This is a genomic window from Streptomyces kunmingensis, from assembly GCF_039533535.1.
Classification (GTDB): Bacteria; Actinomycetota; Actinomycetes; order Streptomycetales; family Streptomycetaceae; genus Streptomyces; species Streptomyces kunmingensis.
This window is the reverse complement of sequence record NZ_BAAATS010000016.1, coordinates 141,565-163,263: the sequence shown is the minus strand read 5'-3', so window position 1 is coordinate 163,263 and position 21,699 is coordinate 141,565. Positions and strand designations below refer to the sequence as shown.

The 21,699-nt window shown below is 70.3% G+C and carries 25 protein-coding genes; 12 read left to right on the top strand and 13 right to left on the bottom strand.

The features are described 5' to 3' along the window. Positions 1-89: 89 nt before the first annotated feature. From gadC to ABD366_RS19235, 5 genes are all read left to right on the top strand, one after another. On the top strand, positions 90-1,583 hold the full coding sequence (gene gadC, locus ABD366_RS19255; RefSeq protein ID WP_324777073.1) for a glutamate/gamma-aminobutyrate antiporter GadC: 1,494 nt from the start codon (positions 90-92) through the stop codon (positions 1,581-1,583). Further along, complete coding sequence (locus ABD366_RS19250) at positions 1,580-2,017, top strand: hypothetical protein (RefSeq protein ID WP_324777075.1); 438 nt, start codon at positions 1,580-1,582, stop codon at positions 2,015-2,017. The genes gadC and ABD366_RS19250 overlap by 4 nt, the downstream gene beginning before the upstream one ends. A gap of 2 nt (positions 2,018-2,019) precedes the next feature. Next, positions 2,020-3,396 (top strand): dipeptidase, encoded by a 1,377-nt coding sequence (locus ABD366_RS19245; RefSeq protein WP_324777077.1) that lies wholly within the window; start codon positions 2,020-2,022, stop codon positions 3,394-3,396. 201 nt (positions 3,397-3,597) lie between these two features. Then, on the top strand, positions 3,598-4,809 hold the full coding sequence (locus ABD366_RS19240) for a 4-hydroxybenzoate 3-monooxygenase (RefSeq protein ID WP_411293912.1): 1,212 nt from the start codon (positions 3,598-3,600) through the stop codon (positions 4,807-4,809). Between the two features lie 53 nt (positions 4,810-4,862). Continuing rightward, entirely contained in the window at positions 4,863-6,554 is a 1,692-nt protein-coding gene (locus tag ABD366_RS19235) for a methyltransferase (protein WP_324777079.1), read from the top strand. Here the strand turns inward: ABD366_RS19235 and ABD366_RS19230 are convergent. The 3 genes from ABD366_RS19230 to ABD366_RS19220 all read right to left on the bottom strand — a co-directional run bounded on the left by ABD366_RS19230 (position 6,544) and on the right by ABD366_RS19220 (position 7,577). After that, positions 6,544-6,765 (bottom strand): DUF7489 domain-containing protein, encoded by a 222-nt coding sequence (locus ABD366_RS19230; RefSeq protein ID WP_324777080.1) that lies wholly within the window; start codon positions 6,763-6,765, stop codon positions 6,544-6,546. The genes ABD366_RS19235 and ABD366_RS19230 overlap by 11 nt on opposite strands. Positions 6,766-6,882: 117 nt before the next feature. Continuing rightward, positions 6,883-7,005 carry a hypothetical protein gene (locus ABD366_RS19225; RefSeq protein ID WP_324777082.1) on the bottom strand — a complete coding sequence of 41 codons (123 nt, stop codon included), beginning with the start codon at positions 7,003-7,005 and terminating at the stop codon, positions 6,883-6,885. A 185-nt stretch (positions 7,006-7,190) separates the two neighbouring features. Next, on the bottom strand, positions 7,191-7,577 hold the full coding sequence (locus ABD366_RS19220) for a winged helix-turn-helix transcriptional regulator (RefSeq protein ID WP_324777083.1): 387 nt from the start codon (positions 7,575-7,577) through the stop codon (positions 7,191-7,193). A gap of 84 nt (positions 7,578-7,661) precedes the next feature. Here ABD366_RS19220 and ABD366_RS19215 point away from each other — a divergent pair, with 84 nt between their 5' ends. Beyond that, positions 7,662-8,570, top strand: coding sequence for an NAD(P)-dependent oxidoreductase (locus tag ABD366_RS19215; protein ID WP_324777084.1), 909 nt, complete (start codon positions 7,662-7,664; stop codon positions 8,568-8,570). An 8-nt stretch (positions 8,571-8,578) separates the two neighbouring features. Here the strand turns inward: ABD366_RS19215 and ABD366_RS19210 are convergent, their stop codons facing one another. Continuing rightward, positions 8,579-9,448, bottom strand: coding sequence for a SigB/SigF/SigG family RNA polymerase sigma factor (locus ABD366_RS19210; RefSeq protein WP_324777085.1), 870 nt, complete (start codon positions 9,446-9,448; stop codon positions 8,579-8,581). 185 nt (positions 9,449-9,633) lie between these two features. On the opposite strand from ABD366_RS19210, the gene ABD366_RS19205 reads away from it, so the two are divergent. Beyond that, entirely contained in the window at positions 9,634-9,807 is a 174-nt protein-coding gene (locus tag ABD366_RS19205; protein WP_324777087.1) for a CsbD family protein, read from the top strand. 128 nt (positions 9,808-9,935) lie between these two features. Then, positions 9,936-10,112, top strand: a complete 177-nt coding sequence (locus ABD366_RS19200) for a hypothetical protein (protein ID WP_324777089.1) — start codon at positions 9,936-9,938, stop codon at positions 10,110-10,112. 25 nt (positions 10,113-10,137) lie between these two features. Here the strand turns inward: ABD366_RS19200 and ABD366_RS19195 are convergent, their stop codons facing one another. Further along, positions 10,138-10,923 carry an ArsR/SmtB family transcription factor gene (locus ABD366_RS19195; protein ID WP_324777091.1) on the bottom strand — a complete coding sequence of 262 codons (786 nt, stop codon included), beginning with the start codon at positions 10,921-10,923 and terminating at the stop codon, positions 10,138-10,140. Between the two features lie 47 nt (positions 10,924-10,970). Further along, positions 10,971-11,342, bottom strand: a complete 372-nt coding sequence (locus ABD366_RS19190) for a winged helix-turn-helix transcriptional regulator (protein ID WP_324777093.1) — start codon at positions 11,340-11,342, stop codon at positions 10,971-10,973. A 157-nt stretch (positions 11,343-11,499) separates the two neighbouring features. On the opposite strand from ABD366_RS19190, the gene ABD366_RS19185 reads away from it, so the two are divergent. Then, positions 11,500-12,393: an alpha/beta fold hydrolase gene (locus ABD366_RS19185; RefSeq protein WP_324777095.1), complete on the top strand. Its 894-nt coding sequence runs from the start codon at positions 11,500-11,502 to the stop codon at positions 12,391-12,393. A 599-nt stretch (positions 12,394-12,992) separates the two neighbouring features. Here the strand turns inward: ABD366_RS19185 and ABD366_RS19180 are convergent. After that, on the bottom strand, positions 12,993-13,859 hold the full coding sequence (locus ABD366_RS19180) for an AraC family transcriptional regulator (protein WP_324777125.1): 867 nt from the start codon (positions 13,857-13,859) through the stop codon (positions 12,993-12,995). Positions 13,860-14,096: 237 nt separating this feature from the next. Here ABD366_RS19180 and ABD366_RS19175 point away from each other — a divergent pair, with 237 nt between their 5' ends. Together ABD366_RS19175 and ABD366_RS19170 are read left to right on the top strand one after the other, a co-directional pair. Further along, positions 14,097-15,197 carry a glycoside hydrolase family 43 protein gene (locus tag ABD366_RS19175; RefSeq protein ID WP_324777097.1) on the top strand — a complete coding sequence of 367 codons (1,101 nt, stop codon included), beginning with the start codon at positions 14,097-14,099 and terminating at the stop codon, positions 15,195-15,197. A gap of 69 nt (positions 15,198-15,266) precedes the next feature. Beyond that, on the top strand, positions 15,267-15,440 hold the full coding sequence (locus tag ABD366_RS19170) for a YncE family protein (RefSeq protein ID WP_324777099.1): 174 nt from the start codon (positions 15,267-15,269) through the stop codon (positions 15,438-15,440). Between the two features lie 36 nt (positions 15,441-15,476). Here ABD366_RS19170 and ABD366_RS19165 read toward each other — a convergent pair whose 3' ends face one another. Next, the gene (locus ABD366_RS19165) at positions 15,477-16,391 is read right to left on the bottom strand and encodes a LysR family transcriptional regulator (RefSeq protein ID WP_324777101.1); all 915 of its coding nucleotides are present in this window, start codon (positions 16,389-16,391) and stop codon (positions 15,477-15,479) included. 113 nt (positions 16,392-16,504) lie between these two features. Between ABD366_RS19165 and ABD366_RS19160 the strand changes: the two genes are divergently transcribed. Further along, the gene (locus ABD366_RS19160) at positions 16,505-17,350 is read left to right on the top strand and encodes an oxidoreductase (RefSeq protein ID WP_324777103.1); all 846 of its coding nucleotides are present in this window, start codon (positions 16,505-16,507) and stop codon (positions 17,348-17,350) included. 32 nt (positions 17,351-17,382) lie between these two features. Here the strand turns inward: ABD366_RS19160 and ABD366_RS19155 are convergent, their stop codons facing one another. The 5 genes from ABD366_RS19155 to ABD366_RS19135 form a co-directional block, all read right to left on the bottom strand. Then, complete coding sequence (locus tag ABD366_RS19155; protein ID WP_324777105.1) at positions 17,383-18,099, bottom strand: GntR family transcriptional regulator; 717 nt, start codon at positions 18,097-18,099, stop codon at positions 17,383-17,385. 108 nt (positions 18,100-18,207) lie between these two features. Next, the gene (locus ABD366_RS19150) at positions 18,208-19,251 is read right to left on the bottom strand and encodes an LLM class flavin-dependent oxidoreductase (RefSeq protein WP_324777107.1); all 1,044 of its coding nucleotides are present in this window, start codon (positions 19,249-19,251) and stop codon (positions 18,208-18,210) included. Then, the gene (locus ABD366_RS19145; protein ID WP_324777109.1) at positions 19,248-19,472 is read right to left on the bottom strand and encodes a tautomerase family protein; all 225 of its coding nucleotides are present in this window, start codon (positions 19,470-19,472) and stop codon (positions 19,248-19,250) included. The genes ABD366_RS19150 and ABD366_RS19145 overlap by 4 nt, the downstream gene beginning before the upstream one ends. A 1-nt stretch (position 19,473) precedes the next feature. Further along, entirely contained in the window at positions 19,474-20,970 is a 1,497-nt protein-coding gene (locus ABD366_RS19140; RefSeq protein WP_324777110.1) for an aldehyde dehydrogenase, read from the bottom strand. Further along, entirely contained in the window at positions 20,963-21,694 is a 732-nt protein-coding gene (locus tag ABD366_RS19135; RefSeq protein ID WP_324777112.1) for an alpha/beta fold hydrolase, read from the bottom strand. Before ABD366_RS19135 ends, ABD366_RS19140 begins: the two co-directional genes overlap by 8 nt. Between the last annotated feature and the right edge of the window lie 5 nt (positions 21,695-21,699).

Here is a 21,699-nt window from a genome sequence, read left to right as displayed (position 1 = left end):
GCGCCGCTCCCCCGCCTTGACCGGAGGCTGTCACCGTGAGGGCGTCGTTGGTCCGAAGGGCGCGCCCGGTCCGTAACGGGAGGGTGCTCGTGAGCTCCATGGACATGCCGGCTCAGGCCCCCGGGCCTCGTGCCACCAGCACGGGTCGGCCGACGGCGGCGAAACCGGCCGCGCCGCTGATGACCTGGATGACGCTGGCGCTGATGACGACGTCGTCGGTGGCCAGCCTGCGCGCCGCGCCGACCATGGCCGTCTACGGCCTGGCCTGTGTGTTCCTGTACCTGATCCCGGCGATCGTCTTCCTGCTGCCGACCGCGCTCGTCTCCGCCGAACTCGCCTCGGGCTGGCCCGGCGGCGTGTACCGGTGGGTGAGCGAGGGGCTGACCAAACCGCTCGGCTTCCTCGCGGTGTGGTGCCAGTTCGCGATGACGATCTTCTACTATCCGAGCCTGCTCGCGTTCGTGGCGAGCACGATCTCCTACGTCATCGACCCGGCCCTGGCCTCCAACGGCCTCTACACCGCCATCGTGATCATGGTGCTGTACTGGACCGGCGTCTGGGTGTCCTCGCGCGGCACCAAGGCCCTTGCGGGGCTGTCCAGTTGGGGACTGATCATCGGCACGCTGGTCCCCGGTACGATCCTCGTCGTGCTCGGCCTGGTCTTCCTCGGGCAGGGCAACCCGTCGGCGGCGCCGATGACCGCGAGCCACCTGCTGCCCCAATGGGCGGGCCTGGCGAGCCTCGTACTGATCGTGAACAACTTCCTGTCCTACTCGGGCATGGAGATGAACGCCGTCCATGTCTCCTCCCTGAAGGACCCCGCCCGCGAGTACCCGCGCTCGATGTTCCTCGCGATGGGCCTGGTCCTGCTGATCTTCATCCTGCCCGCCCTGGCCATCAGCTGGGTCGTCCCGGGCAACCAGCTGAGCCTGACGGCAGGCGTGATGCAGGCCTTCGACGCGTTCTTCAGCCACTTCCACGTCGGCTGGCTCACGCCCATCGCCGCCGTGATGCTGGTCGCCGCCGCCCTCGGCGGCATGCTGACCTGGCTGGCCGGCCCCTCCAAGGGACTGCTGGAGATCTCCCGCAGCGAGGGCTACCTGCCGCCCTACCTGCAGAAGCTGAACAAGCGCGGGATCCAGCAGAATATCCTGGTCACCCAAGGCGTCGTCACCACCGTCATCGCCCTGCTGTACGCCCTGATCCCCAACGTGTCCAACGTGTACTGGATCTTCTCCACGATCACCACGCAGGTGTATCTCATCGTCTACCTGCTGATGTTCGTGGCGGCGCTGCGCCTGCGCAGGACCCAGCCCGACCACCCCCGCGGCTACCGGGCACCGGCCCTCGGCGTGCTGTGCACCGTCGGATTCGCCGCCTCGGTCGCCGCGCTCGTCATCGGCTTCGTACCGCCCTCCCAGTTCGGCGGCGGCAACGTGCTCTCGTACATCGGCATCATCGGTGGCGGCCTGGTCATTCTCGGACTGCTCATCCCCCTCGCTTTCCTGAAGCTGCGCAGACCGTCCTGGCGCCGACCCGAGCCCGCCACCGGCGCGGCCGCCGAGGAAGGGGGCGCGGCATGAGTCCCACCCGGTTCGCCTCGGAACACAGGTGGCTCTACCTTGGAGCCATCCTCCTCCTGGTCGTCCTCGCCGTCGTCGGCGTCATCCAGTACCAGAGTGTCAAGGCCACCGACGAGGCCGCCGAGAAGGCCGGCCGGCTCGCGGACGCCGCCGAAGCGGCCGGCTACCGCCGCCCCGACACCGGCACCATCAGCCGCTCGCTCGGCACCGACGGCGGCGCCGTGTGCGAGGACCCGGCCGGCGCCCTGAAGTCGGCGCTGTGGAAGGTCAACCTGTCCAACGGGGCCGGGTTCGTGGGCCAGCGGCCCGTCATCGCCGACAGCCAGGCGGTACGGGCCGAGGCCAAGGTCCTGGAGATCTACTGCCCGGACAGGCTCCACAAGATCCAGGACAGGATCGACGACCTCAAGACCGACGACACGGTGAGGCGGTGACCATGACCGAGCACACCGGCCGCGGCGATTTCGGAGCCCGTATCGCGGCTCTCATGCCCCGCGCCCACAGTGACCTGGCCGAACTCGTCGCCATCCCCTCGGTCGCCGACGAACGCCAGTACCTGAAGGAGGAGTGCCTCAAGGCCGCGCGGTGGGTCGCCGACGCCTTCACCGAGGTGGGCCTGCAGGACGTGCACCTCGCCGAGACCCCCGACGGATCGCACGCCGTACTCGGCCACCGACCCGCCCCGGCCGGGGCGCCTACCGTGCTGCTCTACTGCCACTACGACGTCCAGCCGCCGCTGGACGACGCCGCCTGGACGAGCGAGCCCTTCGCCCTCACCGAACGCGACGGCCGCTGGTACGGGCGCGGCGCCGCCGACTGCAAGGGCAACATCGTCATGCATCTCACCGCCCTGCGCGCGCTCGGCGACGAGGTGCCCGTGGGCATCAAGTTCGTGGCGGAGGGCTCCGAGGAGCAGGGCACCGGCGGGCTCGAACAGTACGTCGCCCGGCACAAGGACGAGTTCCTCGCCGACGCGCTGCTCGTGTGCGACACCGGCAACGCCAAGGTCGGCACCGGCACCGCCACCACCACGCTGCGCGGCCTGGCCGACGTGCACGTCACCCTGCGGACCCTGCGGGGGGAGATCCACTCCGGCATGTTCGGCGGCCCCGCTCCCGACGCACTCGCGGCCCTGATCCAGACGCTGTCCACGCTGCGCGACCCCGCCACGGGCGCCACCCGCATCGACGGCCTCGACTGCGACGGCACCTGGGACGGCATCGGCTACGACGAACAGCAGTTCCGCGAGGACGCCGGTGTCCTCGACGGCGTCCGGCTCACCGGCACGGGCAGTGTCGCCGACCGGCTGTGGGCCCGGCCCGCCGTCGCCGTCCTCGGCATCGACTGCCCACCCGTCGTCGGGTCCGCCGCCGCCGTGCCTCCCGCCGCGCGGGCCCGCGTGAGCCTGCGCATCCCGCCCGGCACCGACCCGGACACCGCGCTGCGCGCCCTCACCGACCACCTCACCGCTGCCGCCCCCTGGGGCGCTCAGCTCACCGTCGAGACCGAAGGCACCGGCGCCCCGTTCCGGGCCTCGACCACCGGCCCCGCCTACGCCGCTCTCGACGACGCCATGCGCGAGGTCTACGGAAAGCCACTGGCCTACCTCGGCCAGGGCGGCTCCATCCCGCTCTGCAACGTCCTGGCCGACACCTACCCCCGGGCCGAGATCATCCTGATGGGGGTCGAGGAACCCCGCTGCCTCATCCACGCCCCCAACGAGAGTGTCGACCCGACCGAGATCCAGCACATGGCCCACGTCGAGGCCGCGTTCCTCACCGCCTACGCCACCGGCCACGCCCGCCCCAGCTGAACCGGACACGCAGTACCGGCACCCTCCGCTCCTCGTGACAACACCGGGCAACTGCCGTAAGCCTGAACGAGGAACGCGGGGCCCGGCCGATCCGCCGCGCCCCGCGCGACTCGGACGCTCTGCGCACCACTTAAAACGCTATGCGTGCATTCAGGTGAATCGTGGAGAGAGGGTGCTTTTCCTGTGCATAAGCTCCGCTCCGTGACAGAAAGTCAACACAGGCCCGCCGCCGCCGAGTCGGCCGACGTGGTCGTTCTCGGCGCCGGACCGGCCGGGCTCGTCCTCGCCAATCTGCTCCAGGCGCACGGCATCGACTGCCTCGTGGTGGAGCGGGCCACCCGCGACCACATCCGGACCCGGGCACGGGCCGGATTCCTGGCCGCCAACACCGTACGGATCCTGGACCGGCACGGCCTTTCGGACGGGCTGCACCGGCACGGCCAGACCCACAGCACCTGCGAGTTCCGTACGGACGACGGCCGGTTCCGGCTCGACTACAGCACGCTCGGACTCGGCGAGCGGCACACCGTCTATCCCCAACAAGCCCTCGTCACCGACCTGTTGCACCACTTCCTGGAGTCCGGGGGCGCCATCCGCTACGAGACCGAGGCGATCGCCGTGCACGACGCCGACAGCGGCGCACCGACGGTGAGCGTCCGCACGGCGGACGGGCAGCGGTCCCGGCTGCGGGCACGCTACGTCGCCGGGTGCGACGGCCGGCACGGCGCGGCGCGGCGCTCCCTGCCCGAGGGAGCGGTCCGCCGCTACCGGCGCGACCACCGGGTGACCTGGCTGGGGCTGCTCGCCGAGGCGCCGCCCAGCATGGACGCCGTCGGCTACGCCGTGCACGAGCGCGGGTTCGCCGGACACATGGCCCGCACCGCCGACATCACCCGCTACTACCTGCAGTGCGAGCCCGGCACCCCGCCGGGCGCCTGGTCCGAGGACCGGATCTGGGACGAGCTGGACCTGCGGATGCGCGCCAAGGAGTACGGGCCGCTGCGCCGCGGCCGCATCGTGCAGCGCGACACCGTCGACTTCGAGTCGGACGTACTCGAACCGCTGCGCCACGGCGCCCTGTTCCTGGCGGGCGACGCCGCCGGCCTGATCAGCCCGTCCGCCGCCAAGGGCGCCAACCTCGCCGTCCTGGAGGCCGAACTCCTCGCCCTGGCCCTGATCGACGACCTCACCCGCGGGGATGCCACCGGGCTCGAGACCTACTCGGCCCGCTGCCTCTCCCATATCTGGCCCGCGCAGGAGTTCTCGTACTGGCTGATCGGGCTGCTGCACGGCGCGTCCGGCGCGGACCACGAGTCACCGTTCCACGACCGGCTGCGGCGCGCCCGCATGACCGCCCTGCGCACCTCGCGCAGCCAGCAGGACTGGTTCGCCGAACGCTACGTCGGCGTATGACCCCGCCCTCCGCGCTCCCTTCACCCCATCACCGGAATGAGGACTCCCCCGTAATGATCACGGCGTTGTCGGACGACACGTCGCGCCTGCGCGCGACGGTCGACTTCGTCTCCCAGCAGGACAGCGAGACCCTGCTGCCACTCCTGCTGCCCGGGCTCGACGGTCCGGAACTGCGCGCGCTGGTGGAGCGATGCCGCTTCGCGCACGCCGCGCTGCTCCTCTTCCCCCCGCATCCGCGGGCGCTGGACGCCGCGTTGACCGAGTGCGGTCTGCTCCCCGGCGCGGCGCCGCAGCCGAGCGTGGTCGTACGTGACCGCCTCGCGCAGCGCCACCATCGCGCCGCGGCCGACCTCGACGTGGGCATCCTGCGCCCGGCCGTGCACGGCCGCGACGGCCGGCCCCGCATGGTCGAGGTGTTCACCCTGACCGTGCCGCCGGGCTCCGGACTCGAGGCCATCGCCGAGCGGGAACGCGCCCACCACGACGAGGCGCACGTCGCCTTCGAGGTCGCGGCGCCTGACCCGCTCGTCCTACGCGGCCTGCGCGCCTCGTTCGCCCGCTACGGAGCGGCGCCCGACGGCGGCGGCTACAACCCGCACGAGAACGGCACGGTGTTCTACTTCGCCGCGCCCGCAACGTCCAAGGCCGACTACCGGCGCATCGAGCTGTACGCACCCGGCGACCACCGCGACCAACTCGCCGCCCACTTGGCGGAGTTCCGCGCCGGCCAGCCCGCAGAAACCATGCTGCGCCTGCTCACGGGCGCCTGGACCACACAGGCCCTGACCACGTTCGCGCACCTGCGTGTCCCCGACGCGATGGACACCGACCGGGCCGTCGACATCGGGACGCTGGCATCCGCCGTGGACGCCGACGCGGACAGCCTGAGCGTGCTGCTGCGCCACCTCGCCGGCTTCGGCGTCGTCACCGAAGAGGCACCCGGAAGCTTCCGCCTCACCCCCGCCGGCGCACTGCTGCGCGCGGGCGATCCGGGCTCCATGCGAGCGCTGGCCCTGATGTACGGCGGCCCGTTCTACCAGTCCTTCGCCGCGCTCACCCACACCGTGCGCACCGGCCAGGTCGCCTTCGAGCACGTCTTCGGCACGAACCACTTCGACCACTTCGCGCGCGACCCCCGGCTCGCCGAACTCTTCGACCGGTCGATGGCCGCGAGCCGGCGCATGTTCGAGCCGCTTCCCGCCCACCCCGTACTCGCCGCCGCGGCCCGCAAGCCGCGAGGCGCCACGGTCGTCGACATCGCCGGCGGCAACGGCGAACTCCTCACCCACATCCTCGCCACCCACCCGGGCCTCGACTCCGTCCTCCTGGAACGCCCCCACGTCATCGAAGCCGCGCGCCCCCGGCTCGACGCCCGCCGCTGCACCTTCCTGGCCGGCGACTTCGCGGACGTACCGCCCGGCGCGGACGTCTATCTGCTCTCCCGGATCCTGCACGACTGGGACGACGCACGCTGCCTCGACATCCTGCGCCACATCGCCGGCGCCATGCCCGCCGACGCCGACCTCCTCATCGTCGAACGCCTGCTGCCCACCGACGGCTCCCCTTCCCTGGCCGCCGCCTGGGACCTGCACATGCGCTGCAACGTCGGCGGCCGTGAACGCACCGCCCAGCACTACGCCCGGCTCCTCACCGACGCGGGCCTCACCCTCGTCGGCCACACACCGCTCCCCCTGGAGGGCCGCGTCCTGCACGCCCGCAGGACCTCGCCGGCGGTCACCCCTTGACCGGTTCGCTGCCTCTCTCCTTGACGATGCGGTCGCCGACCGCGACCGACTTCCAGAGCCGGCGGTCGACACGCACCTTCGTCGACTCGCCGTCAGCGGTGCGGACCTTGACGAAGTGGTACATGTTCGCGCCGTCGAGCATGCCCCGCGACTTGTCCTCGACGATGCCCTCCCAGGCGTCGTCCCCTGCTGGTTTGTGCGTCTTGAACATGCTGCGAGCCTACAAAGGACGACGGTCGCCGGGGCAGAGTCACGTGTCCTGTCCCAGAGGGGACAGGTGTCGGCCGAAGGGCCGTACAAATGTCCCGGGCAGGCCGTCTTCCAGGTCTCACTTCTTGCGCCGTGTGAAGTAGAAGGCGCAGATGATGACGAGCGCCACCAGAAAGGTTCCTGTGATCAATTCTGTGGGCGCGGCCACAGAAGGAACGATGATCCCGGCTACTGTCCGCATGAGTCACCTCCACGTCGGTGCCGCGACCAGGGCCGGGTGGCAGCGGCGGCGGTGAGTCGGCGCGAGGGCCGGGGCGCCGGCCGTATCGCGGCCCGCTCCTCGGCCGTGAACCCTTCGTGCGTGCCCGCGGCGCTGCCCACGGTCACTCCCCCTGGTGCGTCGTCTCGGGTCGGGTGGTGCGGTGGTCACAGTTTTCCGGGCCGTGGGACGAGCCGCTTCGGTACGTCGACCGTTTCGGAGTCTTCGCGGCGCAGCCGCTCCTGGCCCCACACGCCGAGCGGGCCGAGCGCGCGGTTGAGCGTACGTCCGTGCTCGGTCAGGGAGTACTCGACCTTCGGCGGCACCTCGGCGTAGACCTCGCGGTGCACGAGACCGTCCTCCTCCATCTCGCGCAGGTGCTGTGTCAGCATCTTCTCGCTCACTCCCGGCAGACCCCGGCGCAACTCGGCGAAGCGGCGTACGCGATGGGCCTCGAGTTCCCAGAGGATCAGGCCCTTCCACTTGCCGCTCACCACGTCGAGCGCGGCGTCGATGCCGCAGATGTAAGGCCCGCGTCTCGGCGACCTGACCATCGTCGACCCCCCTTACGAAAAGGTAAGTACCGCAGAAATTAGTGCGTACTTCCGAGAGTAGTGGCGCTCTCCGACGATGAAGGGGTGAACGATCAACAGAACCACCGCAACCGGCAGAACAGCGCTGTCACCGTGATCGGGCTCGGCCCGATGGGACGTGCGATGACCCGCGCCCTCCTGGCCGCCGACCACCCGGTCACCGTCTGGAACCGCACCGCAGGCCGGGCCGACGGCGTCGTCGCCGACGGAGCGACGCTCGCGGCGTCACCGCGCGAGGCGGTCGAAGCCAGCGACCTCGCGATCCTCAGCCTCACCGACTATCCGGCGATGTACGACGTCCTCGACAGCGCCACCCCCTCACTCGCGGGCCGGACCCTGGTCAACCTCAGCTCCGACACCCCCGACCGCACACGCGAGGCCGCGGCATGGGCGGCGGGCCACGGCGCCGCCTTCCTCACCGGAGGTGTCATGGTCCCGGCGCCGATGGTCGGCACGCAGGCCGCGCACGTCTACTACAGCGGCCCCCGGCAGGTGATGGACAGCCACCTGGCAGCCTTGGCGTCGCTCGGAACACCGAAGTACCTCGGCGGGGATCCAGGGCTCGCCCAGATGATGTACCAGGCCCAACTCGCGGTGTTCCTCACCACTTTGTCCGCGCTGATGCACGCCACCGCGATGCTGGGCAGCGCGGGGATGAAGGCCGGGGAGGCGCTGCCCGAGCTGCTCTCCTCCGCCGACTCGATCGGCGCCATTCTGCGGGCCGGCGAGGAGAACCCCGGTACCGCGCTCGACGCGGGAGAGCATCCCGGTGACCTCAGTACCGTCACGATGATGGGCGCGACGTCCGACCACATCGTCGAGACCAGTACGTCGATCGGTCTCGACCTGGCTCTCCCGCTGGCCGTGCAGGCCCACTACCGGCGCGCGATCGAGGACGGGCACGGCGGTGACAACTGGACGCGCATCATCGACGGCATCCGGGAACCCCGCTGACGGGGCGGCTACTCGGTCGCCATCAGTCCGTCGCGGAGCTTGTTCACGACGCGGCTGATCAGGCGGGAGACGTGCATCTGCGAGCAGCCGATCTCCTCGCCGATCTCGGACTGGGTGCGCTCCTCGACGAAGCGCAGGTGGATCAGGCGCCGGTCACGCTCGTCCAGGTCGGCGATGAGCGGGGCCAGGGAGTGGAAGTTCTCCACGAGTTCGAAGCGGTCTTCGTCGATACCGATGAAGTCGGCCAGCAGCGTGTCGGACTCGTCCTCGGAGCCGCTGACGGCCGCGTCGAGGGAGACGCTGTTGTAGCCGTTGGACGCCTTCTGTGCCTCGGCGACCTCCGCCACGTCCAGCTGCATCAGCTCGGCGAGCTCGGCCGTCGACGGGGAGCGACCGAGACGGGTACGCAACTCCTCGGTGGCCTTGGACAGTTCGATACGGGCTTCCTGGAGCCGGCGCGGCACGTGCACGGCCCACGACGTGTCGCGGAAGAACCGCTTGATCTCGCCCGTGATGTACGGCACGGCGAAGGAGGTGAACTCGACCTCACGGGACAGTTCGAACCGGTCGATCGCCTTGATCAGGCCGATCGTGCCGACCTGGACGATGTCCTCCATCTCCTGCGGGCCACGGTGCTTGAAGCGGGAAGCGGCGTACTGCACCAGGGAGAGGTTCATCTCGATCAGCACGTTGCGCACGTAGCTGTACTCGTGCGTGCCCTCTTCCAGCTGGGTCAACCGGTCGAAGAAGTGCCGGCCGACCTCGCGGGCGTCCTTGGGCGCGATCGCGGAGGGGTCCTCGTACGCGCGCTCGATCAGCCGTTGCGCGGGCTGCGCGGTGAGGTCCCGAGCCTGCTGCTGCGTAGCCACCGTGATCATGCTCTGTCCCTTCACGCTCTGCTCGTATATGAGCCTCTGCCGGGCCCACTACCCCGACATCGGTCCCACATACCTATCACTTTGCACGGCGTCACAGAGAACCCCCCGTGCGATGTTTGCGGGGCGATCGAGGGGCCAGGCGGAGGGTGAGCACATGTTGTCGATGCCAAGGAGCGTGAGCGGACATGAGCGCCGGCGAGAAGGCCAAGGCCAAGTTCGAACAGGCCACCGGGGCTGCCGCAGCAGCAGCCGGACGCGCCACGGGCAATGAGAGCCTGACCGCGAAGGGCCATGCCCAGCAGGCGAAGGGCGATGCCCGGCAGGCCAAGGAGAAGACCAAGGACATCGGCAAGCACTGAGTTCGTTCGGATGCGATGCGCGCAGGGCGGCCCCCGGTCGGAGGCCGCCCTGCGCGTGTGCCGGACCCCGACTGCTCCGCGCTCCGCACGAACGCACCGGTCAGCTACGCAAAGGGAGCCGCGACCACATGCACATCCGCAGCCGTACGGCCCTGCTGGCCGCGTCAGGTGTCAGCTCGGTGCTGCTCGTCATCATGGGCCTCATCGTGGTCCTGGGCCTGACCGCCGTCTTCGTGGGCGGCAAGTCATGGAGCGACGAGAAGCGTTCGCGTCAGCCGGCCCGCCGGGTCTCCACGACGGCGTGAACCGACGGCTCGGCCCCGGCGGCGGTCAGCCCTTCTCCAGGATCGTCTTCAGGTGCGACATCATCATGGTCCAGCCGCCGCCGACGCCCTCGAGCATCTTGGAGTCGGCCGAGGCGAAGCCGTCGTGGGTGATGGTCAGCTTCAGGCCCAGCTCCGGCTCCTCGGCGGCCTCGATGTCGAAGGCGACCTTCGAGCGCTCCTTAACCGCCTCGGCGAACTCCGCGTCGCTCATGCCGAACATCTCCTGATGCATCGGCTGCAGCGTGTGCCAGGTGTAGGCGAGCCGCTTGCCGGGCTCCGACTCGGTGACGACCTGGCCGAGGTCCTGCGGCTCGCCGCCGTCCTCGACCGGCCACAGCACCTTGGAACCGACCTTCCAGTCGGAGGAGGGCGCCCAGCCGCCGTGGTACTGCTTCAGGAACTCGGGGCTGGTCAGCCCGGCCCAGAGCTTCTCGGGCGTGGTGCGGATGTAGATCGTGTAGACGTACTCGGGCTTGCTCATCGCCGTTCCTTCCAGAGCGTGCTGCAGAGTGCTGAGCGCGGCCAGCCGGCCCCGCTCGTACTGGCCGATCCAACGGTCAGCGATCTCGTGGACGGGCACCGGATTGAGGTAGTGCAGCCGCTCCCGGCCGTGCCGGACCACGGTGACCAGGCCCGCGCCCTCCAGCACCGCCAAGTGCTTGGACACCGCCTGCCTGGTCATCTCCAGGCCCGCGCACAGCTCGCGCAGGCTCTGCCCGTTCCGCTCGTTCAGCCGGTCGAGCAGCAGCCTCCGGCTCGCGTCCGCGAGCGCCTTGAACACCTCGTCCATGCCATCCGACCCCCTCCCCAGCAGATTGGCAACCATTTGGTTGCATGTCAAACGCCGGGGGCGTCCTGGGTGTAGCGCTGGTTGGCGTGGTCGATCTCCACCATGTGCTCCTCGGCCCATTCCCGCAGCGCGGCGAGCGGCTCGTCCAGCGAGAGCCCGAGCGGCGTCAGCCGGTAGAACACCCGCGGAGGCACGACCGGTTCGACGCGCCTGCCGACCAGACCGTCCTTGACCATCCCCTGCAACGTCACCGACAGCATCTTCTGCGAGACCCCCGGCATCCGGCGCCGCAGCTCCGAGAAGCGCAGCTCCCCCGCCTCCTCGGCCAGCACCTTGACCGCCATGGACATCCATTTCGTGCCGATGCGGTCGAGGAGCTTGCGGGTCGGACACTCCGGGGAGAAAAGATCACCCCGCACCCCGGCCGAGCTTTGCGCCGATGGACCGGTCCCCCGCGTCGCCGAGTCGGTCACCCGTACCTCACCACCTGTCGTCGAAGTGCCGTCTTCCCGAGCCCGACGCAGTTACTTAACGTTGGGTGGTCACCAAAGGTAACCGCTAGCCAGGAGCACCACCATGGCCGACCGCACTTCCGACGTACGCGCGACCCCGCTCTCCCCCTCCCCCTCTCCCCCTCCCCGTGTCGAACTGCGGCGCGTCCGAGCCAACGGAGTGGAACTGAACGTCGCTCTCTGCGGACAGGGCCCCGCTCTCCTCCTGCTCCACGGGTTTCCGCACACTTGGCAGGTCTGGAGCGAGGTGCTCGGCCCGCTGGCCGCCCGCCATCGGGTGATCGCGCCCGACCTGCGCGGGTTCGGCGCGAGCGAGCGGGCCGCCGAGGGCTACGACGCCCACACGCTCGCCGATGACGTACGCGCCCTGCTGGGCTCGCTCGGAGTCTCGTCCGCCGCGGTGGTGGCCATCGACGCGGGCGTGACTCCGGCGCTCTCCCTCGCCCTGCGCCACCCCGGCCTCGTACGCCGGCTGGTTGTCATGGAGTCGCTGGCGGGCACCTTGCCGGGCGCGGAGGAGTTCCTGGCCGGCGGTCCCCCGTGGTGGTTCGGTTTCCATGCGGTTCCCGGCCTCGCCGAGTCGGTGCTGCAAGGCAACGAGGGAGCGTATGTGGACTTCTTCCTCGACAGCGGCACGCTCGGAGACGGCGTACCGCCCGCGATACGGGATGCCTTCGTCGCCGCCTACACCGGCCGCTCCGCGCTGCGCTGCGCCTTCTCGTACTACCGCGCCCTGCCGGAGAGCGGCCGCCAGCTCCGGCAGGCCGTCGCGCAGGCCCGGCTCACGATGCCCGTGATGACGATCGGAGCCCACCCCGTGGGCCGGGCACTGGAGCGACAACTACGCCCGATAGCAGACGACTTGACTGCGCACACCATCGACGACTGCGGCCACATCGTGCCCCTGCACCGGCCCGCCGCACTCCTGCACCTGCTGGAACCCTTCCTCGGGCAATAGACGCGGAGGGCAATGGACGCAGAGGCGGTGGACCCGGCGTCATCGAGTGAGGCGCGTTCGCAATATGGCGGAAACACGCTCATCGGAGGCGCCATGCCCGGTGACAGCTCAGCGTGGGACCGGAACATCGCGCGAGCACGGCTGCGGTTCCTCGACAGCGCGGAGCCGCCTGCGACGATCGTGCCCGAGGGCATCCGCAACTCCTGGCAGCGTTCGAAGTATCTGAGGATCGGCACGGACGAGGTGGTCGTCCCCTACCAGCCGGACTACGACCGGCAGAGCCGTCTGGTACGCGCCGCGACGCCGGTCCTGGACCGGCTGGAACAGGCACTGGCCGGTTCGGACGCCTGTGTGATCGTGACGGACCGGAAGGGCGCGGGCCGTCACGGCAGGTGCAGGACGGCCCGAACCGCGATGTGTACGTGGGGAGACACGGGGCACCCGGTTGTCACGCGGGCCCGAGCCACGCCCCCCGTCCCCGGGCCTGCGAGTGGCCCGGGCGGGCGGTACCCGGTCGGTGGTCCAGTGGCCGCCCGCCCCGCCACACCTTCACGTAGACATCTCCCGCTGCGGAGGCGCCGCCCCGCACCTTGCTCGGCTCAGCTGCGTTCCCGCTCCACCGGAAGCCACAGCTCCGCGTCGGCCTCGGTCCCGTCCGGGGACAGCCGGGTGCGCAGAATCTCCGGGCCGGGGCGGCTGCGGTACGGATTCGACGGGAACCACTCCGTGAACACGTCCCGCCACAGCTCCTGGATGGCCTGCGGGACCGGCCCGGAGGTGGTGAAGACCGCCCAGGTGCCGGCCGCGACAGGAAGAACCGCGGTGCCGTCGGGTGCGGCGGCCGACGTGAGCACCCCGTGGTAGTAGTCGAGTTCGGTGCCTTCGGCGCGGCTCGGGTCCAGGTCGTCGCAGACCGCGACGATGCCCTGCGGCTCCTGGTCCGACAGCTTCTCCAGCCGCTCCAGGACCTGCGGATCGACCCCGCGGACGAGATCGATGATCGCCTGGTTCGGTCCGCTGTGCACCAACGGCACCCTGGCCTTGATGCCGACCACGCTGAAATCCGGCCTGTCCATCACGCGATAACGCATGCTGCTGCTCCCTTCGACGGTGAGGCGGAAGGCCAACCGGGGCTGTGACACGAGAGCGACGCCGCCGCGCCGGGCCTCGCCCGGACCGACGCCGTGCATGGCACGGAACGCCCGGGCGAACGCCTCGCCCGAGCCGTAGCCGTAGCGCACCGCGATCTCCAGCAGCGACTCATGGCCCGCAAGCACTTCGGCGCCCGCCACGGTGAGCCGCCGGCGCCGGACGTACTCCGACAGCGGCATGCCCGCCAGCGCGGAGAACATCCGGCGCAGGTGGTACTCCGAGGTCGCCGCGATGCGTGCCAGCTCGGCCACGTCGACCTGTCCGTCCAGGCGGCGCTCGATGTACTCAAGGGCCTGGTTGAGACGCTCCAGCACTCCGGCTTGCTCCTTCACTCCCGGTCTCCTTCATCTTCGACGACCACCACGCTAGGCAGCGCGCACCCTGCCGGACCCGACATCCTGTGCCCGATCAGGTCGGGTACACGGAGCCGCCCACACCGGGGCGTTGACATGTCCATCACCCTTCGGGAGTCTGTGGGAGGCGTTATTCCAACGATGTAATCGGGGCACTTCCCCTCCCGCGCAGTGGTTCACAAAGGAAAGAGCGAGCATATGAGGATCTTCAGACGCTCCTTCGGTCTCGGCGCCGTCGCTCTGGCGGGCGCACTCGCCGTTCCGCTGTCTCTGTCCCTGCCCGACACCGCGCGGGGAGCCGCTCCCGCCCAGGCGGAGGCGGCGCAGGGCGCGATCGGGCTCAAGGGCGCCGATCCCAGCGTGCTGCGGGTCGGCAGCACCTACATCGCCGTCAAGTCGGCCGACGGAGGCATCGTCGTACGGCAGGCGTCGTCGCTGGACGGGCTCGCCTCCGCGCCCGCGAAGAAGGTCTGGTCGGACACCGGAGACCTGGGCGAGGTCTGGGCCCCGGAGATCGTCCGGGACGGCGGCCGGTACTACATCTACTTCTCGGCCGGCCGCAGCGCCGCCCACCGGATGTACGTCATCAGCTCCGCCGCCTCCGACAGCGGTTACACAGCGGCGAAGAAGCTGGCGTTGCCGGACGACAAGTGGGCCATCGACGGCATGCTGTTCACTTTTCAGGGGCAGCGCTGGTTCGTCTGGTCGGGCTGGGCCGGGGACACGAACGTCGAGCAGAACCTCTACGTCGCCCGCATGAGCGATCCGCTCACCCCCACCGGCAAGCGGTCCGTCATCTCGCAGCCGCGCGAGAGCTGGGAGCGCGTGGTCGGCAATCCCTACATCAACGAGGCTCCGGAAGCCATCAAGGATCCCAACGGGCAGCTGCACATCGTCTACTCCGCCAACGGCAGTTGGAGCAGCCAGTACTGCCTGGCCGATCTGCGGCTGCGGGCCGGCGGGGACCCCACGTACGTGTGGGACTGGTACAAGTCCAACGGCTGCCTCTTCGGTTCCCACCGCGAGACGATGATGAGCGGCTGGGACCCGACGCTGTACGTCGACGGTCCGGGCCATCACAGCTTCGTCCTGCTCGACGGCGACATCAACACGAGCCCGCCCGCCGGGAACAAGTTCCCCTCCATGTTCCACGCGGTCGCGAAGGGAACCCCGTACTCCTGGGAGAACCGCCAGTGGTACAGCGGTTCGTTCGTCTGGTGGGGCAACACCACCTACAAGCGGGCCAACGTCCCCGGGGCCGAGACGAACACCGGATGGAGCCTCAAGTTCTTCGAGTGATGCCCGGCAGCGGGCGGCGGACCCTGCTCATATGACTCGCGCAGGTATGCGTGATGGTCGGTCGCAGAGGTGAATTCATGCCGAGGTTTTCGAGGTTCGGCGGTCAGTCCCGGCGGCCGCCGGGGCTGGATCACCAACGAGGAAGCCGACACCGTTTCCGTCATCGACCCGACGGTCCCGAAGGTGCGGACGACTTTGCGTACCGGACACGAACCCGAGGGCATCGCCATCAGCCCCCGGTGAGAGCGGCCCCGTCCGTTCAGCGGGATCTACGTATCCTCAGTTGGCGCCCGCTGCCACTTCTGCCGCCTCGGCCAAGTAGGCGGCCACCAGGGGCCGATCGTCGTCCCGGCGGGCGGCCACCGCCAGGCGGGACGGGGAGATGCCCCGGACCGGCACGGCGATCACCTCGTCCCGGACGACCAGCGAGGCGTTCCCGGCGGCCAGCAGGGCCACGCCCTGGCCGTTGGCGACCCCCTCGTGCGTCTCCTCGGCGCTGCCCACCACCCCGCCGATGCGCGGCGCGCGACCGCCCCGGGCGTCGAGGGCCAGCCAGTAGTCCCGCGTCGGACCCTCCTCGGCAGGCAGGGCGAGGAACGGCTCGTCGAGAAGATCGGCGAAGTCCACCGCCCCCTCGCTGTCCGCGGCGGCCCGCGCCTCCAGGGGGTGCCCGTGCGGCAGCGCCACGAGGCGTGGCTCCTCGGCCACCACCACGGACCGGTAGCGGTCGCCGTCCGGCAAAGGCAGCCAGACGAAGGCGACATCGCTGGAGCCGTCCGCCAACCCGGCGGTCGAATCGGCCCAGTTGACCTGCCGCAGAACGGGCCGCGCGTGCGGGTACCGGGAGACCAGCCGGGCGCGCAGGGCGGGCAGCAGTCCGCGGCCCGGGCTGGTGGACATCCCGACCACCAGGGAGTTCAGCTCGGCGGCCTTCGCCTCCTCCACCGCCGTCCCGGCGGCCTCCCACGCGGCCAGCAGTCCCAGGGCGTGCGGCAGCAGGGCCTGCCCCACCGCGGTCAACCGCACCGCCCGTCGGTCCCGGTGGAACAGTCGCGCACCGACCTGCGTCTCCAGCATCCGTATCTGCTTGCTGAGCGCCGGCTGGGAGACGAACAGCCGCTCGGCGGCCCGGGTGAAGTTCAACTCCTCGGCGACAGCGGCGAAGTAGCGCAGATCGCGTCCATGGACATCCATAACTCTTGGCTATCACGGAAGGTCTTGGACATACCCGCGATCACGACGAAGGCTGGCGCATGTCAACGGGCTGGCCCCGGCGGGTAGTTGAGATTGAGCAGGGAGACGAAGAGATGGCCGAGAACGGAAAGGTCTGGTTGATCACCGGCGCGAGCAGCGGTTTCGGGCGGGCCCTCGCCGAGGCGGCGGTGGCGGCCGGTGACACGGTGATCGGCACGGCACGGCGGCCCGAGGCACTGGCCGACCTGGTCGCCGCGCACCCCGACCGGGTGGAGGCGATCGGCCTGGACGTCACCGACGGCGGGCGCATCGACGAGGTGGCCGCCGACCTCGTGGCGCGGTACGGCCGGGTGGACGTGCTGGTGAACAACGCCGGACGCACGCAGGTCGGGGCGTTCGAGGAGACCACCGACCAGGAGCTGCGCGACCTGTTCGAGGTGCACGTCTTCGGACCGGCGCGACTGACCCGCGCGCTGCTGCCGCAGATGCGAAAGCGGGGCAGCGGATCGATCGTGAACATGAGCAGCGTCGGCGGGCAGTTGTCCTTCGCCGGGTTCTCCGCGTACAGCGCGACGAAGGCCGCACTGGAGCAGCTGTCGGAGGGGCTGGCCGACGAGGTGGCCCAGTTCGGGGTCAAGGTGCTGATCGTGGAGCCCGGCGCGTTCCGCACCAACCTGTTCGCGAAGGACGCGGCCCATCTCTCGCAGGAGCACCCCGCGTACGCGGAGAAGGTGGGCGCCACCCGGAACATGGTGCAAGGCGGCGACGGCACTCAGCCCGGCGACCCGGCGAAGGCCGCGGCGGCGATCCGGCTGGCCCTCGACGCGGAGAGGACGCCGCTGCGGCTCCCCCTCGGCGGTGACGCGGTGGACGCCCTCATCGGGCACCTGGACTCGGTGCGCGGCGAGCTCGCCGCGTGGGAGAAGGTCTCGCGCGGCACGGACTTCGACAGCCGGTGACGCGCCGGGGCGACGTGCCCCCGCCCCGAACCTCAGGCCCGGCGCGTCGTCTCAGATGACGCGTCGTCCTCGGCGTCCCAGCCGGCCAGGAGCGCCTGATGGCTGCGGCGGACGTGTTCGCGCATCATGCGTTCGGCCCCGTTGCCGTCCTTGGCCAGGATGAGGTCGAGGACTTGGTGGTGCTCCCGGTCCGATTCGCTCAGGCGGCCGGGCTGGGCGAGCGCGGTGCGGACGAGACGGGCGTAGGCGAGCTGGTTCATCAGGGTCCGGTAGTGGGCTTCCAGCTTGCCGTTGTCCGCGCCGACCACTATGAGTTCGTGGAACTCGTGCACCAGTTGCCCGTACCGCTCCGTGTCGCCCGCCTGGGTCGCCTTGTCGGCCTCGGCCATGACGCTCCGCAGCCGCTCCGTCTCGGGCACCCGGCCGCGCAGGGCCAGCAGGCGGGCCGCGGCCCCTTCCAGGAGTTCCTTCATCTGGAAGAGTTCGGCGACGTCGCGATGGGACGGAACGGCGACGAACGTTCCCACCCGCGGGCGGATCTCGACCAGCCCCTCGGTCTGGAGCTGCTTGAGCGCTTCGCGGATGGGGGTGCGGCTCACTCCGAAGGTCTCCGAGAGCGCCATCTCGGAGAGGCTGGAGCGGGGCTGCAGCTCACCGCTGATGATCATCTGGCGCAGTTCGTCGGCGACCTGCGCCTGCATGCTGGCCTTGGGCAGCCGCTTACTTGATCTCCCCGTGGGTTCTTGCATGGCACAAGACCGTAGTGAACGGGCTTCCAACCGTCAACATGCCACCCGAATTGCCCTCTCGGGGAGTCCTCTGACATGCAAGAGACCTCGACAGCGACGCCGGGGGCCTTACTCGAAGGCGGGCACGACTTCCTTGATGAACAGTTCCAGCGAGGCCTTCTTCTCCTCGTGCGGGAGGCTGTTGTCGATCCAGAAGCTGTACTCGTCCACGCCCAGCTCCTCGTACCCGCGCAGCCGCTCGATGACCTCGGCCGGAGTGCCGATCATGGCGGTGCGGTGCAGGGACTCCGGCGTGAACTCGGGGCGCTCCGCGAACTTCTCCTGCGGGCTCGGCTCCAGGAAACCGCCTGCGGGCTCCGTCTTGTTGCCGAACCACGCGTCGAAGGTGCGGTAGAAGCGGTTGATGGCCTCGGCCGCGGGGCGCCAGCCCTCCGGGTCGGCGGCGGAGTGGACGTGCGTGTGGCGCAGCACCATCAGGTCGGGGCGCGGCACCTCGGGGTGGTCGGCGACGGCGGTGTCGAACTTGTCCTTCAGCGCGGCCACCTCCTCGTCCCCCTTCATGAGCGGCGTGACCATGACGTTGCACCCCTGCGAGACGGCGAAGTCGTGGGAGGCGGGGTCGCGGGCGGCGATCCACATCGGCGGGGTCGGCTGCTGCACGGGCTTCGGCACACTGGTTGACGTCGGGAACTGCCAGATCTCCCCGTCGTGGGCGTAGTCGCCCTGCCACAACGCCCGTACGGCGGGCACCAGTTCACGCAGGTGCTTGCCGCCGTCGGTGGCCTTGAGTCCGTCGGTGAGCCGGTCGAACTCGATCTGGTAGGCGCCGCGGGCGAGGCCCACCTCCATGCGGCCGTTGCTGATGACGTCGAGCAGCGCGGTCTCGCCGGCGGCCCGGATGGGGTGCCAGAACGGGGCGATGATCGTCCCCGCGCCGAGCCGGATGGTCGTCGTCCTCGCGGCCAGATGCGCCAGGATCGGCATGGGGCTGGGGGCGATCGTGTACTCCATGGCGTGGTGCTCGCCGACCCAGACCGTGCTGAACCCGCCGGCCTCGGCCATCAGCGCCAGCTCGGAGAGGTTCTCGAAGAGCTGCCGGTGGCTGGTGTCCTCGTCCCAGCGCTCCATGTGCACGAACAGCGAAAACCTCATGACGGCTCCTCTTCTACGGGGGTGGGGGCGGTGGTCCGCATCTCGGCGATCGTGATGTCGCCGGTGGCCCAGTGCGTGCGGGGGACTTCGTGGACGACGACGCGGATGTGCTCGGGACGGGTGTCCACCGAGCGCAGTACGGCGTCGTGGACCTCGTGCAGCAGGGTGCGGAGCTGCTGCGGTGTGCGTCCCTCGGCGATCGTGACGGTGACTTGTGGCATGTCAGCCGCGCATCGTGAACGGGTCGTCCAGCGGCTCTTCGCTGGTGTTGATCCAGACGCTCTTGAGGCGCGTGTACTCCTTGATCGTCTCGGTTCCGTGCTCCACGCCGACGCCGCTGCTCTTGAAGCCCTGGCGCGGCGACATCGGTGACATCGCCCGGTACGTGTTCACCCAGACCGTGCCGGCGTCGAGGCGCCCGGCCACGCGGTGGGCGCGGGAGAGGTTGTTGGTCCACACGCCCGCGGCCAGGCCGTACTCGGTGTCGTTGGCCAGCCGCACGGCCTCCTCCTCCGTGTCGAAGGGCATGATCGCCACGACGGGGCCGAAGATCTCCTCGCGGACGACGCGCATGCTGTTGTCGACGTCGACCAGGACCGTGGGTTCGTAGAAGAAGCCGCCGAGGCCGCCGTCGGTGGGGGCGCCGCCGGTGAGGACGCGGGCGCCCTCGCTGCGGCCGAGTTCGACGTAGGCGGCCACCTTGTCGCGCTGGCTCTCGAAGGCCAGCGGGCCGAGTTCGGTGGCCTCGTCCAGCGGGTCTCCGATCCGGATGCTCTTGGCGCGTGCGCCGACCCGCTCGAGCAGTTCGTCGTAGACCGAGCGGTGGGCGAAGACGCGGCTGCCCGCGATACAGGTCTGGCCCGCGGCGGCGAAGACACCGGCGATGACGCCCATGGCGGCGTTGGCCACGTCCGCGTCCTCGAAGACGAGCTGGGGCGACTTGCCGCCGAGTTCGAGGGTCGAGCCGATGAAGCGGCTCGCCGTGGCCGCCGCGATACGTGAGCCGGTGGCGGTGGACCCGGTGAACGAGATCTTCGCCAGGCCGGGATGGTCGACCAGCGCCTGTCCGGCCTCCGCGCCGAACCCGGTGACCACGTTGACCACGCCCGGCGGGAACCCCGCCTCCAGCGCCAGTTCGGCGAGGCGCAGCCCGGTGGCCGAGGTGTACTCGGACGGCTTGAGCACCACCGTGTTGCCGGCGCAGAGCGCGGGCGCCAGCTTGCTGGTGGTCAGTGTCAGCGGCGAGTTCCACGGGGTGATGGCGCCGACGACGCCGAGCGGTTCGCGCGCCGTGTAGTTGAGCACCCGCCGGTCGGAGGTGGGGATGGTGGAACCGTGGATCTTGTCCGCGAGACCGGCGTAGTAGTGGAAGTACTCGGGCAGGGTGGCGAGTTGACCGCGCATCTCCCGCAGCAGTTTGCCGTTGTCCCGCGCCTCCATCGACGCGAGTTCGTCCGCGTTCTCGGCGATCAGGTCGCCGAGGCGGCGCAGCAGGTGGCCGCGGCGGGTCTGGCTCAGGTCGCGCCAGCCCGGGTCCTCGAAGGCGGCGCGTGCGGCGGTCACGGCCCGGTCGACGTCCGCCGCCGTGCCCCGCGCCGCCCGGTAGAGGGTGCGGCGGGTGGCCGGGTCCGTACTCTCGAAGTACTCCCCCGCCGCGGGCTCGACCCAGCTCCCGCCGATGAAGTGCTGCCAGGTGGGGAGGGTGGTGGGGTCAGGCATACGTGCTCTCTCCGATGAACGTGGTGAGGGCCTCGGCGAGCTCCTTCGGGCGCTCGACGGGCAGCATGTGACGCGCTCCCGGAACGATCACCGCTCGGCAGGAAGGCAGCGCCTCCGCGAGTCTGTGGGTCATGTCCGGGGTCGATCCGGGGTCGTTCTCGCCCGTCACCGCCAGGGAGGGGACTGTGATCGCGGCGAGGTGCGGGGCCAGTTCGGCGTCGCCGGCGGCGAACACCCGGTAGCAGGCGAGGAAGGACCCGACGTCGTTGGCGCGCAGGACGGCCTCGGTCCGCCGGACCACCTCGGGCGGGACGGTGGTGCCCGCGTACCAGCGCTCCAGGGAGGCCGCGGTGCTCGCCGCGAAGTCGGCCTCCGCGGTACGCAACCGGGCCTGGACGGCGGTGCGTTCCTCGGGGGTGCGACGGCAGACCGAGCTGATGGAGGTCAGTGTCGCGGTCAGCTCCGGCCGGTGCAGGGCCAGATGCTGGGCCACCAGCGCGCCGAGCGAGAATCCGGCGACATGGGAACCGGCCGGGATGCCGTCGGCCACCGCGTCGGCAAGCTCTGCCAGAGACACCCCGTCGGCCACCGGCGGACGGGTGCCGTGCCCGGGCAGATCGGGGGCCAGGACGGTGAACCGGTCGGCGAGCAGGGCGGTGACGGGCTCCCACATGGTGCGGTCGAGCCCGACGCCGTGCAGCAGGACCAGGGTCGGCTTGCCCATGGCTG

Coding starts and splice junctions, on each gene's coding strand:
- ABD366_RS19220 (WP_324777083.1), bottom strand. CDS start 7,577: ATGGTCAGGTCGCCGAGACGCGGGCCTTACATCTGCGGCATCGACGCC.
- ABD366_RS19210 (WP_324777085.1), bottom strand. CDS start 9,448: ATGATCACGGTGGCTACGCAGCAGCAGGCTCGGGACCTCACCGCGCAG.
- ABD366_RS19175 (WP_324777097.1), top strand. CDS start 14,097: ATGAGGATCTTCAGACGCTCCTTCGGTCTCGGCGCCGTCGCTCTGGCG.
- ABD366_RS19230 (WP_324777080.1), bottom strand. CDS start 6,765: ATGTTCAAGACGCACAAACCAGCAGGGGACGACGCCTGGGAGGGCATC.
- ABD366_RS19155 (WP_324777105.1), bottom strand. CDS start 18,099: ATGCAAGAACCCACGGGGAGATCAAGTAAGCGGCTGCCCAAGGCCAGC.
- ABD366_RS19145 (WP_324777109.1), bottom strand. CDS start 19,472: ATGCCACAAGTCACCGTCACGATCGCCGAGGGACGCACACCGCAGCAG.
- ABD366_RS19135 (WP_324777112.1), bottom strand. CDS start 21,694: ATGGGCAAGCCGACCCTGGTCCTGCTGCACGGCGTCGGGCTCGACCGC.
- ABD366_RS19165 (WP_324777101.1), bottom strand. CDS start 16,391: ATGGATGTCCATGGACGCGATCTGCGCTACTTCGCCGCTGTCGCCGAG.
- ABD366_RS19200 (WP_324777089.1), top strand. CDS start 9,936: ATGCACATCCGCAGCCGTACGGCCCTGCTGGCCGCGTCAGGTGTCAGC.
- ABD366_RS19250 (WP_324777075.1), top strand. CDS start 1,580: ATGAGTCCCACCCGGTTCGCCTCGGAACACAGGTGGCTCTACCTTGGA.
- ABD366_RS19225 (WP_324777082.1), bottom strand. CDS start 7,005: ATGCGGACAGTAGCCGGGATCATCGTTCCTTCTGTGGCCGCGCCCACA.
- ABD366_RS19245 (WP_324777077.1), top strand. CDS start 2,020: ATGACCGAGCACACCGGCCGCGGCGATTTCGGAGCCCGTATCGCGGCT.
- ABD366_RS19160 (WP_324777103.1), top strand. CDS start 16,505: ATGGCCGAGAACGGAAAGGTCTGGTTGATCACCGGCGCGAGCAGCGGT.
- ABD366_RS19195 (WP_324777091.1), bottom strand. CDS start 10,923: ATGGACGAGGTGTTCAAGGCGCTCGCGGACGCGAGCCGGAGGCTGCTG.
- ABD366_RS19140 (WP_324777110.1), bottom strand. CDS start 20,970: ATGCCTGACCCCACCACCCTCCCCACCTGGCAGCACTTCATCGGCGGG.
- ABD366_RS19150 (WP_324777107.1), bottom strand. CDS start 19,251: ATGAGGTTTTCGCTGTTCGTGCACATGGAGCGCTGGGACGAGGACACC.
- ABD366_RS19205 (WP_324777087.1), top strand. CDS start 9,634: ATGAGCGCCGGCGAGAAGGCCAAGGCCAAGTTCGAACAGGCCACCGGG.
- ABD366_RS19235 (WP_324777079.1), top strand. CDS start 4,863: ATGATCACGGCGTTGTCGGACGACACGTCGCGCCTGCGCGCGACGGTC.
- ABD366_RS19185 (WP_324777095.1), top strand. CDS start 11,500: ATGGCCGACCGCACTTCCGACGTACGCGCGACCCCGCTCTCCCCCTCC.